This window comes from Amycolatopsis albidoflavus, from assembly GCF_039525725.1.
Lineage (GTDB): Bacteria > Actinomycetota > Actinomycetes > Mycobacteriales > Pseudonocardiaceae > Amycolatopsis > Amycolatopsis albidoflava.
Window position 1 is genome coordinate 236,029 of the sequence record NZ_BAAAHV010000015.1, and the last position, 17,429, is coordinate 253,457.

Here is a 17,429-nt window from a genome sequence, read left to right on the forward strand (position 1 = left end):
CTAGTCTTCCTGCTCAATCTCCACCTCCAGTTCGCCAGAGTTCGCGTTCTGGCTGAAGCGAGCCGGGAGCGCGGCAACCGTCGCGTCGTCGCCGAGGGCCGCCGAAAGTTGCTCAGCGAATGGCATGGCATGGTCGACTAGCAGGACCAGCGGCCTGTCCGGAGTCCAGCGACTGCCGTCCTGCGCCCGCAGCGCCCCGTCGGTGAGCAAGCGAGCTGTCTCAGCCGCGTCGATCGCGCGGTCGACGAATTCCTTGCCGTTCCAGAGGTTCGCGTGCACGCGGTCGTTGCCGGCAGGTGCGGCGTCGAGCAGGAAGATGTTCGAAGGCAGGTCCCAGTCGGGGTCGATGGCGATCGGCCTGAGGTAGTAGGGGTCTCGGCGCAGTGACACTCCGGGCAGCGAACCAGGAAGCACTGCACGGCCACCCGGCCGGATCGCCCGCCACCGATGGTCCACGCCGGGCCGTCCTTCGACGCCGACAGTTCCGTCGGGAACGATCACCGCTTTCGCCGAGGTGACCCAGTAGGACGCGCCCGGCAAGGCCAACTGCCCGGCAAGTTGTTCCCCGAGGTCGCCGGCACCGAGGTAGCAGCACATGAGGACGACGTTGAGGTCCGGATGCGACCGATGCAGTGCACGCACGGAAGGGCCTACGAGTTCTGCGAGATGATCGACCGTCGTCCTTCCTTGCCGGCCGTCGGCCGCCGCAATTACGACATGATCCGGCTGGCCGTGCACTACCACGTAGACGACTGGACCACGCCATGGCACGGCTTCGGTGCCGATGATGAGGCGCGCTGTCGTGGTGACGACATATCGCGCATCAGGTGCTGTGGTGTTCCGCAGCATGAGGTCCTTCACACGCCGAAGTTCGTCCGCAGCTGCGATGATGATCGCCGTGTTGCCGTCCGCGGTGCGCACTACGCTCCGGACGTCCTCGCCTGCGAGGCGTCGGGCCTCGCCCGCGCGCTGTCCGAATCGGATTCGAACGTAGTCGCCCAGATCGTCGCGCTGCACCGCGAGAGCATTCATCACCCGGTCGACAGCCGTCCGGTCCGGATGAGCGGCTCCGTTCTGTTTCGCGACATTCAGCAGATGCCGCCACGTGCGCAACACCAGGATGTCTCGTGCGTATCTGGCGCTTTCCAGATGTTGATGTTCGATGGTGACGACGATCGGGCGGTCGGAGAATTGAGCTGTCAGGTCCTCTGCAATTCGGTCCAGCAAATGGAATTCTGCCGGGTTGATTTTGCCGCCTGACACCGCTGCCGTCAGCAGGGCTTGCACCGTGGGGTCGGCCCCCTTGACCTCCGCCGGAACGTCGCGCCCGGCATGGATCGGCAGCATCGGCCGCCAGTTGACGGCGACGATCGTCTCGCTGGTCGCCGAGACAAGGCCAAGTTCTGCGGCGAGCAGGGTGTCGGTCGTCCGAATCACATCTTGCCACGCTGCCGGGATCGGTATCGCGAGCAGTTCGGAAGAAAGCGGGGTCGCTTCCGGCCCCAACACAGCTCGCAGGGCGTCGTCGATCGCGTCCCGCACTTTCTCTGCCAAAGGACCGTGCACCGCCGTCTGCGGCGCGTCCAGGCCCAGAGCACGATTGGTCCGCAGCGCGTTGATCAGCTTCCAGGCAATGGCTGTCAGCGCCCCTCGGTGCTGAACACCGAACGGGTCCGCGGCGTCCGGACGAATCGCTAACTCCACGGAGAACGCGTCACGAGGTCCCTTGCTGCTCCTGCTGAGTGCCCACTCCGAAGGATTGCCGTCGTCCTGTCGCACCTGAAGGCGCCCTCGTGAGTCCACGAAACTTCGGGTGCCAGGCGCGGCCAACTGCAGCCAGGAATCGGGCAGCCCATCACCCATCCAGTCTCCGATCGTCCTCAGCTTCTCAGCCTGTGCCGTCCACCCGTGAACGTGCACAGCCAAGCTGGGGCGCTCTCCTGGGGCAGTGCGTTCCTCGATCAGATCCTTCAATGCCTCGACAGGGAAGTGCTGTGGGTCGAAACTAACGTCACCGCTGGGCAGGCGCGGCACGAATCGGCCGTCCGCGACGGGCAGTATCACAACCACCAGCCGTCCATGTTCGCTCATGTCGAGCGAACGCGCTTCCCGGATCTGCTCGGCCATCAGCGCGGGATCGTTGTGCAGCACCAGGAACACATCGTTCACCACGGCCGACACGACCCGGTCCGACGGAACCCAACGGCCGGTCCAGTCAGTCGTGCCGAACACGCCTTGCCCGGTTTCCCTCCAGCGCGCGGTTCCGGTCACGACCGGGTCGCCGAAGTCCGGGTGCACCGTCCAGTCCGCCCCGATCGGCGGAAACGCCACCGGAACCGCCTTGGCCGCCGCGAACCGGGCAAGCGTCTCGGCCGTTGCCTCGGACATCAGACCCTCCGGCAGCACCTGCAGCGGGCCGCGCTCCCACTCTCCGTCGGCCAGCCACTCGGCGAACGCGTGTTCATCGACTACGGCCAACGAGTTGTCCACGAGTCCCTCGGACGTCGACTGGACGACCGTGATATCGGCGTAGGGGCTCAGTCGCATTTCGGCACTTCGACGGTCGTCCTGGAACAAGGGTTGCGAAGGAGCCAATGATTCGGTGTCGTCCGAACCAAATGAGATGGGAGACTCAAAAGGATCGTCCAGGCCCTCCAGATAGGCCTCCACGTCGGCGAACGCCTCCGCCGCGCGATCACCTTCCGAGTAGTACGGGTACTCGGCACCTGCGGTCTGGCCGATCTCAGCAGCCGCCCGGTACCCGGCATCCACATCTTCGAGCAGCACTGCCCGCGCGACGGCACCGAAAGCATCAGCCAGGCCATATTCGCCAACGATGTGGTTCGCGGAAGCAGCAACCCAGCTGAGCATCTCGTCGGCGTAGTCCACGCCCGACGTCACCACCCACGCCGCCACCCTGCTAACCATCTCGTGGTCGGTCGCGAGCAATCGATCTGCCAAGAGCGCTGCGGCAACATAGTTTGGCTGGCTCGCCTCGCGTTCGAGAAACGCAAGATGTGTACCTTGCTGCAGTTGAGCGGTCATAGCGTGGTCCAGGCTCGTCGGCCGGCTCTGTCCTTCAATCCACCGATCGGACCATCGCCTAACGTCTGAGGGCACTGTCGCGATCCCTCCCGCCTGCTGCGTACGCGGCGTGGCTCCGCGCTCTTTGCCGAACCTCGTGGCGAGCACCTCGGCTGCCCGGTAGCCGCCGTCGGACAACGCCTGGCGCACCGCACTAAATTCCGCGTCCCGTCTCGCGCGGTCCCCCTCCGGCAGGTCGGCTGGGTAGGGATTGAATCGGGTACTGATCCCGGAGGCGACGAAGTCCAGCAGCGAGGGTTCAACCGACCGCAGCGAGAAGTCGGGCACCGCCCTTGACGAACCTGGTACCCACCGGACCTGCACCATCGGCAGCCGAGCGGCGACCGCGTCGGCGAACGCACGCACCTGGCCGTGCGGGCCGGCCACTACAGTCGGCATCGGCAGGCGTTCAGGCCGGCCCTGTTGCTCGAGCACCGCGTTGAAGGCTGCCCGATGATTTGCCTCAATGTCGAGAAGGTGGGCGAACGCGGCCAAGTACGGAGTCCGCGATATTCGCAGACGAACCTCGATCTTGGCGGAGGCGGGCGTTCCGGCACCGTCATGAGCCGTCTTGAAACTGACCCGGCTGGCATTGACCCGGCCCGCGAGCGCACGCACGAGGTGGTCGACGAGCTGCCCCGCGTGCCAGCCCATCGCGGGCGAAACCCGGGCGACGACGGTCAGTTCAGCGGAGCCGGCCAGCTCTGCGATCAACGGGGCAAGGTCGTCCAACCGGTTTCGGGCATCGGCCGTGAGCTGGTCTCCCACCCATACACGCTCGACCACAGTCGACAGCAGCAGCCTCTCATGGGTTGGCAGCAAAGCCACCCCGCCGTCAAACGCGGCCGGTGCCTGCAGGTAGCCGTCGTCAGTCCACAACGCCCGATCGTGGTCGATGTTAATCGTCGCCGCGATTTCGTCCGGCACCACGAGCGGTTCCCGCCTCCACACGGAGTTGAGATGCACGGCCGTCACGAGGGAGCTCAGTTGCGGACGTTCTGCCAGAAAGCGCATCGCCGCGGTCAGCACCGCTTGAGCCACTTCAGGTTGCAGTCCGCGCATCGCTTCGCTCGCTTGGACGAGGTCGAGCGTGCCGTCCAGGTTGCTGATGCCGCGAATCAGCATGGCCACGACGCGCTTCGCCAGTTCGGTCAATTCCGCCTCGCCGCGCATCGCCCACGCGGCGTCCTGGGCAGGCAGCCCCGCCTCCGCGGCACCGCCTGGAACCCACGAGTTCGTGTGCCCGATCGTGATCGAACCCGGCTGGCGGGCGGACGGCCCGGACATCGCGAATCGTCGCGGCCGGGCGCGGAGGCTCGTGGAATAGCGATGAGTCGTGCCGGGAAACATCTCGTCGGCGTAGCGCCTGAGTTCGCCGCGGGACAGCTCGTAGCGGCCCCGCACCCTAGCGGCGACCAGATCCGCCGCGGGGTGTCCGAAAGCCATGATGTGCGCTGCGTTGGTGCCGCCGTAATAGGCGATTCCACCGTGATCTTCGGCGGTGATCACCAGGTCCTCGACCAGTCCAGGCCCGATCTCGTTGTCGAGATCGCTGTAGACGCCCGGCAGTTTGATCCGGAGATGGTCGCTTGCCGATGCGAGCTTGCGCGGGACGAGCTGATTCCATTCGGACAGGAATTCCGGAGTGAGCGCGGTGTTGAAGACTTCGAAAGGATTGACCAGCGTGAGCTGAAGCTGTTCTGCTTTCGCCAGCATCTCTCGCAAGTCGGCGTACCGATCGTCGTCTGCCTCCGCATTTACCACGTCCTCTCGAGAAACAGTCGTCCACAGAACCTGGGCGAATTCGTCGTAAAGCTCGTGCGTGCGAGCAATGTTTTGCCACGCAATCGCACCGGGCCCCGCAGCAGGCAAGGCATGGCGGAACCAGATGCGGTTGATGACGAGCGGAATTTCAAGGACCGAGGGCAAGGCGGGCAACCCCTTGGAACTCCATCCGATTTCGAAGGCCGTCGCGCGCGTGCGTTCGTACGAGACGACCGGGCCGGAAGCCAACGCCGCAGGCAAGATCTCGTCACGTGTTGGTACTGGCCGCCGGATGTCCATCCGATGCAGGAAGCCGGCCCACTTGTCCGCGGTCAGTTCGCCCCAGGGATAGTCGCGCAGGAATTCAGGTGCCGGCGGCGGTTCGAGGAGGCCGAAGACGTCCGGGCCGAGTTTGCGCAGCGACGGATCGTCGTGGAGCTTCAGTGGCCTCGCGACGCGGTTCAATCCGTCGAGCAAACGCTGCGCTGGGTCGAGTCCAAGGGCTCTGAACCAAGACGCGGACGGGCCGGGCACCGAGTGAGGTGTGACCGCGGCGGTCGACGACTCGCCGTCCTGCACCTGCTCGGCGAGATCAGCCTGACCGACGGCTGCGTCCGGCAAGGCCCCCCGGGCATCCCCAAGCTGACGAGCGACATGCAGTCCGCCGCGGATACCGTGCTGAGCGGCCGCCGCCGCGACCCGCCGGAGATCCTCGTCTGCTGCCTCCGACGCGGCACGCGGGTTCAGACGAGCGTTCAGGTTCGCTGAAATCTCTCGGAGGACATGGTCGTCGGTACGCAGGCGGAAGTCGGCACCGAGATGAATATCCCTACGCCCCGTCGAATGATGGTTGACGGCGAACTCGAATGGAATCGCAGTGCCGGTGTCGCCGAGCTGATCTCGTACCAGATTCTCGATGTTCGCGACTGCCAGGTCTCGCTGTTCCCGAGTGGCGCTATTCCAGGTCGCCGTCAGCTCGACGGCGGGCAGGTCGGCGGACACCACGTACTGGAACTCCTTGCGCAGGCGGATCTCCTCGGCCAACGAAGCGATGAAGTCGCGGTAGTCCGACGAGATTCCCATCTCGTCCGGGTCCAGGTACACGTGTGCCACTGCCGGGTAGGCGGAACTCAGCGTCGCATGGTTGGCCGCACCCGTGCCCGCTGCGCTCGGCCGCCACAACGGATCACGCTCAGCGAGCACAGAGTCGATCAGGTCGATCTGCGTCGTCCCCGCCGCTACCCGTTGTATAAGGACTTCGCGGAGCCACATGGGGACGTCGCCCGCTGCCCCGGCCGTTTCGCGATCGTCGTCGAGCACTCCGCGGAGTCGGGCCAGATGGTCGTCGGCGAGGTCGTCGAATCGAATCACCGGTCGAGTGACGCGATCCGTCAACTCCGCATAGGCAGTCTCGTCCGCGGCGTTCGCCGCGTTGGCCGCCCGCTTGCGCGCAATAGTTTCGATCCGGTCCCACGCCTGCCGCCAGAAGTCCCCGATCGCGGCGGGCGGGTCGAGCAGCCTGCCGTCCACGCTGTGCATCAGCGGGGTGCTGCCGTCCCGGCGCACGTGGAGCCAGCGACTGCCGTTGACCGGACGTACTCCGCTGAAGTCGGAACTTCGCGCATCGAGCTCCCATTTTCCGTCGCGTGGCAGGTAAATCCACTCCCGATGTTGCGACAGCAGACGAAGAACGGAGGACCCGTCGACGGCAAGATCTCCCATGGGCAGCACGACCGAGGGAAGCCCGCCTGAGTCGCCGAGCATCCGGCCGACCAACTCTCGTGGCAACCGCGCCAAACGCGTCAGCACGTCGGACGCCAGGGGCTGGCCGCTGCTGCCCAGGACGATGACCTCGCGTCCCGCAGGGGCCAGGTCGCGCAGATACGAGCGCAGCTGCGCCTCCTGCCACGGCCGAGAAGAGTCCGAGTTGCGAATCCACAGTGTCTGTCCGACCTTTTCTACGACGAAGCCCTCGCCAGCCGATTGCACAGCTACCGGCTGCGTAGCGAGTGACGGGAGCTGCGGCACGATCGCGGTGACCGGCAGCGCCCGCCACTGCCAGTTCAGGTTCCGCCGCTGTCGAACCGCCACCTCATGACTGATCTCCCGGCCGAACGAAGACACCGCGGCGAACTCGTCCTCGATATGGCGAGCCAGCCAGTCGCCAGAGGGATGCCGCGCAGCGCGTTCGCGCTCGGCCTCCAGGGCGGCTGCGTGCTGCGCGACTGCCTCGCCCAACTGGTGGAGCAGCCAATCCGGGTGATCAGCCGACGGAGGCCCGAATGGTGTGTCGGCGATCCGTTGCCGTTCTTCGGCCGCGTACCGGTCCGCTTCCCAGGTTGTCTCCTCGACGAGGCGGCTGCGCGACTCGCGCAAGCGAGACCAACGAGCGCGCCAGTCCGTGTATGCGCCGGCGACGCCCAGTTCCAGCAGCGAGCCACTGTTGAGCCGTAACCACGGAGTTGTCCCCGGACGCCGGTGCAGCATCCATTTCGCGCCGTCGGCACGGCCGAGTTGCCCTGGCCAGATCCGGTGGAAACCGGGATTGGCCGTTTCGTAATACCAGTCGCCTGTGTCCGACGCCACAGCCTGGGTATTCAGAGTGGATGCGACGAGGTCGGCGATCCACCCCACCTTGGCGGAGTCCAAGGCAAGCACGTAGACCGGTCCGCCACGCCATCCCGCCGCGTGCAGGTCGGAGGCGAGGCGTCCGCTCGTGATCCGCTCGGCGACTCCGCCGAACTGCGCGTCGGTCAACCGCCGATCGGTGCCCAGCAGCACGGTCGTCGCGTCCGGATGCGGAGCCATCATCCTCAGCCGTGCCAGCATCAGCTCTCTGTCCGACACCGGCTGCTCAGCAGGCGAGACCCACACGATGCGCGGGCCGACCTGGACGAACTCGACCTTCTGTCCACTGTCGACGACCGGTACCGCCCGTCGTGCTGCTGCGGCCCGTGACGTCTCCCCGGCCGCAGTCGGATCCGGCTGCACAGCGACCCCGCGCGAATGCTGGGCACGCAGGGCACGCAGTGTGGTGACGAACTCGCCGCGCGCCCGCTCGACCTCGCGCAGCCACGCATCGATGCCGTGCTCAGTCCGTTCGTGCCGTTTAAGGTCAAGCAATCGCTGATAGCCGGGATCTTGGAAGCTTTGGTTGCGCACCAGTCTCGCCCACGTTCTCTGGTGGATCTCCTGGCCGGGCCGGAGGCCGAGCGCGTTCGCAAAGGCGCCGCGCGCACGCAGGTGCATCGCCCGGTTGGCCACGACGTTCGGATGCAGATACCCCGGCAACACTTGATTCTCGTCTGACTGCAGAAGGTTGGCGGTCATCCGCGGCAGCGCCCGGACGCCAGGGAAGTGTTCGAGGATTTCGGCGTTGCCCAGCAACTGGTCCTTGCGCAGATGGTAAATCTTCGCCAGCTCTGCCGGGGTGAAATCAGACATCGGTGCCTGGAAACCGCCCTGGAGACGGGTGAAGGCACGTCGCTCGGGATTCAGCACCACGGTGTGGTCTGTCCTGCCCTCGACCGCCACCGCGTACGGGCGTTCGCTGCCGTCGTCATAGCGGAGGTGGGTGATCTGACCGCCGCTGTCCAACCTGAGCTGCGCAGGGAACCTGCCGTCGACGTCGCGATGGGCCAACACGATATGCGTGTCGTCGCCAGCGGCACCGATCTGCCGTTCCCACACGACGTCATCGTCGAGGACGGCTGCGACCGGCCTGCCGGTGCGGTCATAGTGCACCTCGTCCACCGCTGGAGTCTTCAACCGCGCCAACGGCGAGCTCATCGCGTCGTCGATTCCGTCGAGCACCGCGTCCGCCGCAGTCGGCGAGTCCTCAGCCGGGAGCCTCATGCCGTCGGAACGCACTACTCCGACGGCTTTCGGCCTTTCGACGTCGGTGACGGGCAAGTCCGGCAGTGTGCGCCCGCCGTCGAAGACTTCGACTTCGAAACCGCGGAAAAGATCGAGACTGCCCTGCTCAGCCAGCCGATCCCACATGAGGTCCACGAACCGGTCCCGTGCCTGTTCCGCCCGCCGGAACGCACGACGCGCACGCACGAACCGGTGCCCGTTGCTGACGCCGGTGAATTCGACGCGGAGCCGATGCTCCGGCTCGGGTCCGCGATGGACGAGCAGCCGCACGACATCGTCGGCGAAACGGTCCAGATCCGGCGAGCGCAGGTCGATCTCGCCGGATCCGGTGTCAACACCCAAAACCACCGGTGCCACGTACTCGGGCGTCACCTCCGGCTGCGTGGTGTCCTGCGGCTCTGCCTCGCCGTGTTCGCCCGGCAGCGCCAGGCTGAGATCCGGGCCGTCGCCGAAGTCGAATGATTCCCACCCGAGTACGGCAGGTTGGTCCTGCGGGACCACAACCGCGCTCGCCCAACGGCCATCGGCACCCGACGTCGGGCCCAGGGTGATTTCGGACTGGTCAAGCCGGGGCGAGGCAGGCCGGGTGTTCGACGGCGTCGGCACCGCGGTCGTCGTCTCCGAGACATCCGCATAGACGCGAGCTGGCGGACGAGTCGGTGGTTTCGGCGCTTTGCCCGGGGCGAGCCGAGGCCCGAGCGCGCCGCTCGGGGCGATGAGTCCGGATTCGACAGCTGCGGCTCGCGGCACAGTGAATCGGATGGCTCCCGGCAGGTCCACCTCACGCGACAGCGAATCGCCGATGATCCGGGTCGGCGCATCGCCTTTGCCGCCGAATGCACGGCTGATCGCGTTGACGATCTTCATGCCTTGCCGATAGACAACGTTGTGCCGCTCCCGATGGGCAGTCAGCAGCAACCGCAAGTCAGCGACGAACACCGGATCACCGGCGACGGGGTCGCCCGCCGTCCGGTTCGGAGTGCCTGGCGCGAAACTCTCGAACGCGCCTACCCATAGGTCCTGCGCGTCGGAACGCGCGCCGCCAGTCCCCACGCCGCGGTCCAACTCCGCGCGCAGGCCATTCGCCGGAGTGATCGGTCCCCGGGCGATCACCCCAGTAGTGGCATTGGCCCCCTTGTCCCGCACGTTGAGCCGGACTGTCTCGTGCACTCGTTGCGGGCCGTGCGCGGTCGCTGCGGCCGACCAATCGACCAGCTTCAGCCCGCTCAGGCGACCGAGCACACGTGCTCGGAACTCGTCGGTCATCCATGGGCCGTCATCGAGCGCGACGACGTCGTGCAGCGCGTCCTCATCTCGGCCTGAATAGATCGTTTTCACCAGGCCGGGCAACAGCATCGGGCCGACCTTGGCCCACAACGCGTCCTCGCCTACCGTCGCCGGCCCGAATACCTTGCGCACTGTTTCGTCGGGTTCGCGGGTCTGAGGATTCGGCGTGCGGATCATTAAGTCGCGCAGCACAGGCGCGATGTGGCGGGCCGACGGCGTCAGATCGACATCGGCCAGCCGGACGTTCGTCAGGTCAATGCTGTCGTCCGGTTGCGACCAGGCCGCAGCCGAGGTCCACTCTCCTGGCACGACCGGCGGGAACGCTCTGGCCGGCTGGGCCGCGGGGGTTTCGCTGAGCGGTGCGGTGACGCGGGCGGTGCTGGTCACCACGCGATCTTCGGGATCGAGGGCGATCCGTCTGGCGTGCTGTCCTGGCTCGACGAACGGCGCGACCAGCCCGGCCGTCAGCTGGTCGGCGAGATTCGGCAGACGCCACGTCTCGGCCGCGGACAGTTCGAACGTCACGTCCACCACATACGAGGCGTTTCCTGGCTCGTGTTCGACCGAATCCGTGAAGCGGTCGGAGCTGACTACCTTGACGCCGGTGACCGAGGTCGCCGATGCGGATACTCCGGCCGCGGGGCCGACTGCCGCGCTCTGGCTGTAGGCCGCGGTCGCATCGGGTGCCGCCACCGCGTACCCGATCGAGGCCGACCCGGCCACCGTGCCGCCTTTCTCCCGGCTCGCCGTCGTCTGATTGTTGATCCGCCGGCTGTCGGCCGACGTCGCACCCCGGTCCGCGCCGCGGAAGAAGTACCGGTCTGTATTCGGCCGCGCTCGAACGACCACCTCGAATGCCCGCAGACCGCTCGGTGTCTCGCGCACGAGTCGCAGCGCCCAGCGATCGTGTGCCATCCGCCGCAACGCGACATCGTGGGTTCCCGGGCTGAACCTGTTTCGCACCAGCCCGACTGGCCCATCGAGAACAGCGTTCTCGACATATGAGCGGAGGTAGGCCGGAGCGTGCTTCTCCAAGACACGATAGATCGTTTCGTGCAGCGGGCCAGCGTCGTCCAGAGTGATGTCGACGGAGGCAGGCAAGGTGGCACCGAATCCAACCGGCAGGTACCGGGGCGCGTCGAACTGGACCGGAAGGCCATGCCGTTCCGCGACGTGTTCGCGCACCAGGAATTTCGCCGCCCGCGGTGCCTGAACGATCGATGTCGGCAACCGGCGTTCCGTCTTCGATCTCGGGTCGATGAGCACCGGAGTCACCTCAAACGCGACGTCAGCCTCGTAGCGGTGGGCGCGTACCTGCTCGGTCGCGGCCAAGCCGTGCGTCTCGAGCAACTCCCGAGTGCGTTCGTTGACCACCAGGCCTTGCCATCGCGCATCTGCGAACCGCTTGGTGATGTGCACCCTCCGGTTCTCGGTGGTCAAGACGTCGGTGTCGGAGTCGCCCGGCCGGTAGTCCAGTTGGTCGTCGAAGACAGCGGCGAGCAGTTCGGAGAGATCCGGCGGAACGCGCACCTCCACCGCACCGAGTTCCTCGAACGGGACCGCCAGCGGGCCGGGAGCGACAGTCGCCGGGTGACTCTCCCGGACGCTCGCCGGCAAGGGCAGGCCGAGCCGTTCGGCGTCCTCGTAGCTCATGTAGTACTGGACGCCGTTCTCTACGAACACATCGAGCACGCGCACGCTCGGCTTGGGCGCGAACACGCCGTGCTGGGCGACCACTGCGGTAGCTCGGTAGCGGACGCCGGCGACGTACTTCAAGTGCGTCCCGTCGCGCAAGACCGTGTTGGTCTGCTTGTAAGTACGGTTCATGCCCTTGCTCGCGCCCGACCGGCCGTACAGTCCGCCGTCGAATCCGCCGAAGGGCGTGGAGAGCGTGAAGCCGAATCGGCCGTGCAGATCGTCGCTCTGCACGTGTTGGAGGACATGGTAGGCGGTATGCGCCGCCCCGGACCGGACGCCTTCCCGCACGACGGCCGGAACGCCTGGGTACAACGTGCCTTCCAGCATCCAGGTCTCGCCTCGATGCCGCAGCACACCGGGGACGATCTCGGTGTCGCCAAAGAGCCCAGGCAGCCGCGGGTCCGACGCGAAAATCTCGGGGAAGTCGTTCAGCACGGTGCTTTCCACCACCCGCACGCCCTCAGCGACCGGCCGCCACCCGGACACGTCGTGGCGGCCCTGAGCGAGCAACTGGTCGAGCAATGCTTCGATCGTGGCCGCGCCGGTCGCCCGTACCGGAACCGCGGTCCCGGGCGGCAGCTTCACGCCGGTTCGCCCGGCGGCCAGAGCAACCAGCTCGGCGTGCGAATCGAGGACATGGACGACGGTCGGCCCGATCTCCGAACCCGGCTCGAACTCCAGATTGGGCTCGAGCCGCCGGTGCCGTACGACGACGCTGTCCGGATCAGCAACGGCGACGCCGGCAGGGACGAATCGCCGCACCACCGGCCACACCTGGGCAACCGGATCCGCCACCGGTCCGATGCCGAGGTAGTACCGGACTTCCTGCTGGCGCACCAGCATCGGCGCATTGACAACCAGCGTCGGCTTGACAGCACCGCCGGACGCGGTGGTGAGCTGGTGCGCATTCCCCCCGCCGAACCCAGACCAGAATCCCCCGGCGAACTGGAGTCCCGGAATCCAGTCCCCGAGCTGAAAACGCACCAATGCGTCGACATCGAAACCGCGCTTCGGAGCGTCGCCGACTGTGACGGTGTCAATGCGCCGCATCTCGGTGTTGTAGGCGATCCGCTGCGGCGGCTCCTGCCCGAGAAGCCTCGGCCCGCCGACCGCTTCGGGGACTACAGCGAGCTCGTACGACTTTCCCGCAAGGTCGAACCGGACTCTGCGGGTCTCTTGCTCGCCGTCGGTGAAACCGTCGAACTGGTCCACGGACAGAAAACCCGCGATCCGGTGCCGCGCCGCTTCGACGTGCTCGACCGGGACCCGCGTGCCGCTTTCGGCCAGCCGGGTCACGAGCTGGTCAAGCAGATCGAAGGCGACCGGTTCGACCTTTTCCGCTCCCGGGCTCGTTTCCGGCGTCCACAGACCGCTCGGGACCGCGGGTTCCGGCACCTGCTCCAGAATTTCACGCAGCCATCCGCTGTCCGCACGCAGCGTTCCCGCGACCAGTTCCTCGAATGCGGCCGCGTACCTCGAGGGCACATCGACGTCCACTGTGGACCGTGTGGGCGCGGGCGGCCGGTACGGCCCTTGACCGCCGACAAGGTGAACGCGCGGAGCGGACACCAGCGAGCCGAAGAAGCGGAACCGGACCATGTCGGCAGGCGGCGTGGTCCGATCGATGGTGGTTTGCTCGTGCCGCCGGCCGGCCCTGCGCAGCTGGTGCTGAGTCTCGACGCCGATTTTCGCCCCGCCGCTGACCATCAATACCTGTGTGCCGTTGGCGGACTGGTGCGCCGTGCCCAGACCGTCCACGCCCGCGCTGATCTTGCCGCGGTCGGACACGGCGTAATTCTGATCGCTGACCAAGCCGGTGAAGTGCATCTGGTTGCGAGGCAACGTACGAACGCCAGGCAGCCGGACAACCAGGTCAGGGACGTACCGCAAACCCAGCGAGACGGTGTGCCGTGCGCCGTCGCGGCCGATCGTGAACGGCAGGCTTACAAATCCGTTCAGCAAAAGCCTCTTTACCTCGTGAGGAAGCAGTTGCGGATCGTAAAGCCGTTCTGCGGCGTCGACGAGTCCCGATTTAGCGGCTAGGTCGGAATCGGTGGCGTACGGTCGCAACGACTCGATCAATGCCGCGCGCGCGACGTCGAGCCGCGTCACATCGGCCCCGCTCAACGGCACCTCGCCGATCGCGCGCACGTCTACCACCGGGCGAGGCAGGCCTCCTTCTGCTGGCCGCACCTCGGCTTTCTGGACGCCGAGCACCGTTGCCAGGGCCTGGTCGTCCTCCACCTGCTCGCCACCGATCGCGTAGGTTCGGCGCACATCGACCAGGACCTGCTCGCGTTGCAGCCCCTGACCAGCCGCGATCGCGTTCACGATAAATGCGACGCGAGTGTGCCCGATTTCCCGCGCCTGACCCGATTCGACGGTGAGCGCGGGCAGCACGAGCGCCTGGCCAGCCGCGAGGGACAGCAGCCCGAGCGCGTTCACCGCGACGTTCGTCGCCCGCGTGGCTGAGGTGGACCTCGCAGTCACCACCGACGTCATCGCCTGGGTGTTGTAGACCGCAGGGTCCGCGGCATGCGTGCGGTCCGCGCGCCGCGGGCGGCCGACGCGCAGTCGGACGCGCACTGCCACGCCGTCGACCGTCGTATCGACGCCTTGCGTGAGCTTGAGCAGCGCCGGCCGGACGCCGAAGCGCGCGATCAACTCGTTCGCCACGGCATTGAGCGGACCGGCGTGTTTCTTTGGCACGTCGGAGGTGAGCAGCGCGCGCAGCGCTTCAGCTGCCTCGCCCTTGTGCAATGGAATGCGGCCGAGGTAGCTGAGTTCGCCGTCGACGTGCCCCTGAGCCAGCAGCTCGCCGCCGATCGGTTCACCGGCGCCTTCAAGCGACAGCCTGCTGGCGGGGGCACGCATGTCCGCGCTCGATTCACTCCCCTCCATGACGACTGACAAGCCGCCGTACGAGGAAGCCCCGCCCAGTGCCCGCGGGGTAAGGATTTCTGGGTGTGCCGCGAGAAGGTCCGAAAGGGCGACGTTCGGCCGACGGACGATCTCGTCGGCGGCCCGGCGCAGCACCGCGGAGAAGTCGCGGTCGCGGGCCGGGTCTGTGCTGTTCTCCCACGTCTGGCGAAGCAGCGCGAGCTCGTCGGGAGTCAACGAGCGGCTCCGGATCGTCAGCTCCGCGCTTTCCGGGACCGGCACCTCCGCCACATGGCCGTCGTTGATCAGTCGGTAGGCGCCGAGCACTCGGTGCGAGCGCTCGCTCGGCACCAGCCCGATGACTCCGTCAGGCGAGATCTGGTCTGCGGGCACCAGAAGCCGCACCACCAGCTGACCGGGCTGCCACCAGTTCGCGATGTCGGACGCGCGCACCGCAGCATTGACGAGGCCTCCGCGAGCCGTGACAACCGGATCCCACTGGCCGTCAGGCGGCAACGGAATCCGTGCGAACACCGCGACCTGTCCCTCTTCGGCGGGAACCCCGCCCGCGATCAGCTCCAACTGCCTGCCAACGCTCTCCACCCACGGCGCGTCGTCGTCCGCCCCTCCGAGGACCTCCCCCACCGTTACCGCGAGCGGTTCGGCGGCGACGTGGATGACCTGGCCCGGGAAAACCGTGTGCAGTTGCTCGCCGCTGAGATCCTCGACGAGGTCGGTCACCTCCTGTATGCGCGCCAACGTCGTCTCCGCCGGTATCCCGTCTGCGTTCACTCCGGCGACGACTGTGTCGTAGACGGCACGCGCTCGGCCGACGTTCACGGCGGTGTGCAGCACGATGAACTCCAGCGGCCCACCGGCCTCGCGCATCTGGTCACGGACCCATGCCATAAGCGCTTCCGGCGACGACGGCCGGTCCAGGTCGATCTTGAATCGGTCGGATGGCGGCTCCTGCGCCAGGTCCCTGTGGGTCACCACGACAACACCCGGAGCCAGCACGAGTGGAACCGCAGCGTCGAAGTACTGGCCGACCCGCACGCCGTCCAGGGAAACCTGCGGCGAACGCTCCGAGCGGAACAGCACCTCGCCGCCCATTTCTATCGGCCCGAGCCGCCTCATCGCTTCGCGCAGGACTGCTAGAAACTCCGCTCGCACCTCCGGTACCGTCTCCGCGACATCACCGAGGGCGAGAAGTTCGACCAGCCGCCGACTCCGGCCCCGTTCGGGCACCAGCGGCACGAGCGAGTTCACGAACTCCGCCAGCCGCTGCTGCCAGTCCCGCAGACCTACCGCCACGCCATGCAGTGCGTGAGACCGGTGACGAACCGGGTTTGCCCTCGCTGTTCCACGAACGAACACCGTCGCCTGGAGAACGGGTTCGTCCCGGGGAAATCCGTGCAACTCCAACGCTCGGTCCAGTCCGTCGACCAGCGCGCCCAGGTCGAAGTAGCGCCCCGCAGAACCGGAGAGCGACGCCGGGCGGTGCCCGAGGTCGAGCAGCGGTGCCAGCGCCGCGCCGAGCAGGTCGATCACGTCCGGCGGAGCGACAACGCGCAACGTAGCCGCAGCACCGCTACCGCCCATCCGGTCACGTGCTTCCGCGGTCACCGCGACCACCTGGTCGATCAGGTTCCGCAGCGGCCGCATCGACTGCGGGTAGCCGGGATCGAAGCCCGCCGTTCCCAACGTCACCTCGATGACCGGCCGCAGACCTCGCCGCGGGGACTTCTCGCCCAGTTCCGAGCGCAGCGTCGCGAAGATCGCGTCGCTGCGCGGACCGCGCCGCAGAATCCAGCGGAGAGTCGCGGCCACCCCGTTTGCCCGCAGCATCCTCGTCGCGCGTGCTGCGTCGCGAGGGCGCGGGGCCGTACCCCGAATTTCCTGCCAAAGCCGCTCGACCAGTTCTGGCGGGACGACGATGCCAGGATCAGCGTTCGCCGTGACCCTGGTGTCGCCGATTTCGACTACATATGTTCGCGCCCGCGAGTTGCCGGTCTCCTGGGAACGCACGTCCACAATCGGGCCGCGGAGCGCCCAGCGGAGGATGTCGGCCGCCTTGTGTGCACTGTCGAGAGTGCCTCCGTTCGGGGCCGCCACATTGACGGACGGCGGTTCGAGCCCATAGTGCGCGCGGACTGTCATCTCTTCGTGAAGGTCCTCCTTCAGGCTCTTCGCGATCCGCTGAACCTCCCGCCGCTGCACCTCGGTCAGGTTGTTGTGGATGCGCTGCAGCGCTTCGCTCGTCGTCCGGGCGTAGACGCCGGCGTTGTGCACCCCGGACTGGCCGAGTTCCGCCGCTACGGCATCGCGGAACGCCGCCTCTTCAGATTCGGGAACCGGGTTGTTCGCGATGATCGCGTCGGCAGTGGCCTCGAGTTGGGCGGGATCGGCGTGCTCGACGCCGAGGCGAGGCGTGATCGTCAGCAGCGGCTCAAGTCCGATTGCAATCCGCAGGTCGACGGCGGATTGACCGCCGATGCGCTGGCGCAGCAAGGTCTCCAGAGTACTGATGGCGCGTTCGTCCGGAGACGAAGCCTGAACGTCGAGCCGCAGCGGCGGGAGCCCGTTCATCGCGCGCAGGTGGATCTCCGGGGCCACGGCGGTGAACCGGTGCAGTTCGCCGAGCACTGGCGACAAGTCTCCGGCCGGCGACGTCGGCAGGTGCAGCTCTTCCAAGCGAATCGGCAGCGATGCGGATTCGACATGGGCATGCACGTGCACAGAGTTCGCTTCCTGGTCGTTGTGTGAGAGCGTGAGCTGCATCGTTTCCACTACGACGTCCGCGGTCGCGGGCAGGTCTCGCAGGAACTGCGAAACAGCGC

General features: G+C 67.0%; 1 protein-coding gene (running past one end of the window). It reads right to left on the reverse strand.

Features of this window, described 5'->3' with window-relative positions; translation table 11 throughout:
- Window positions 1-17,429, reverse strand: the final stretch of a protein-coding gene (locus ABD156_RS25745; RefSeq protein WP_344278757.1) for a hypothetical protein. 26,107 nt of this gene lie beyond the right edge of the window; 17,429 of the gene's 43,536 nt are visible here — the last part of the coding sequence; the start codon falls outside the window, past its right edge; the stop codon is at window positions 1-3.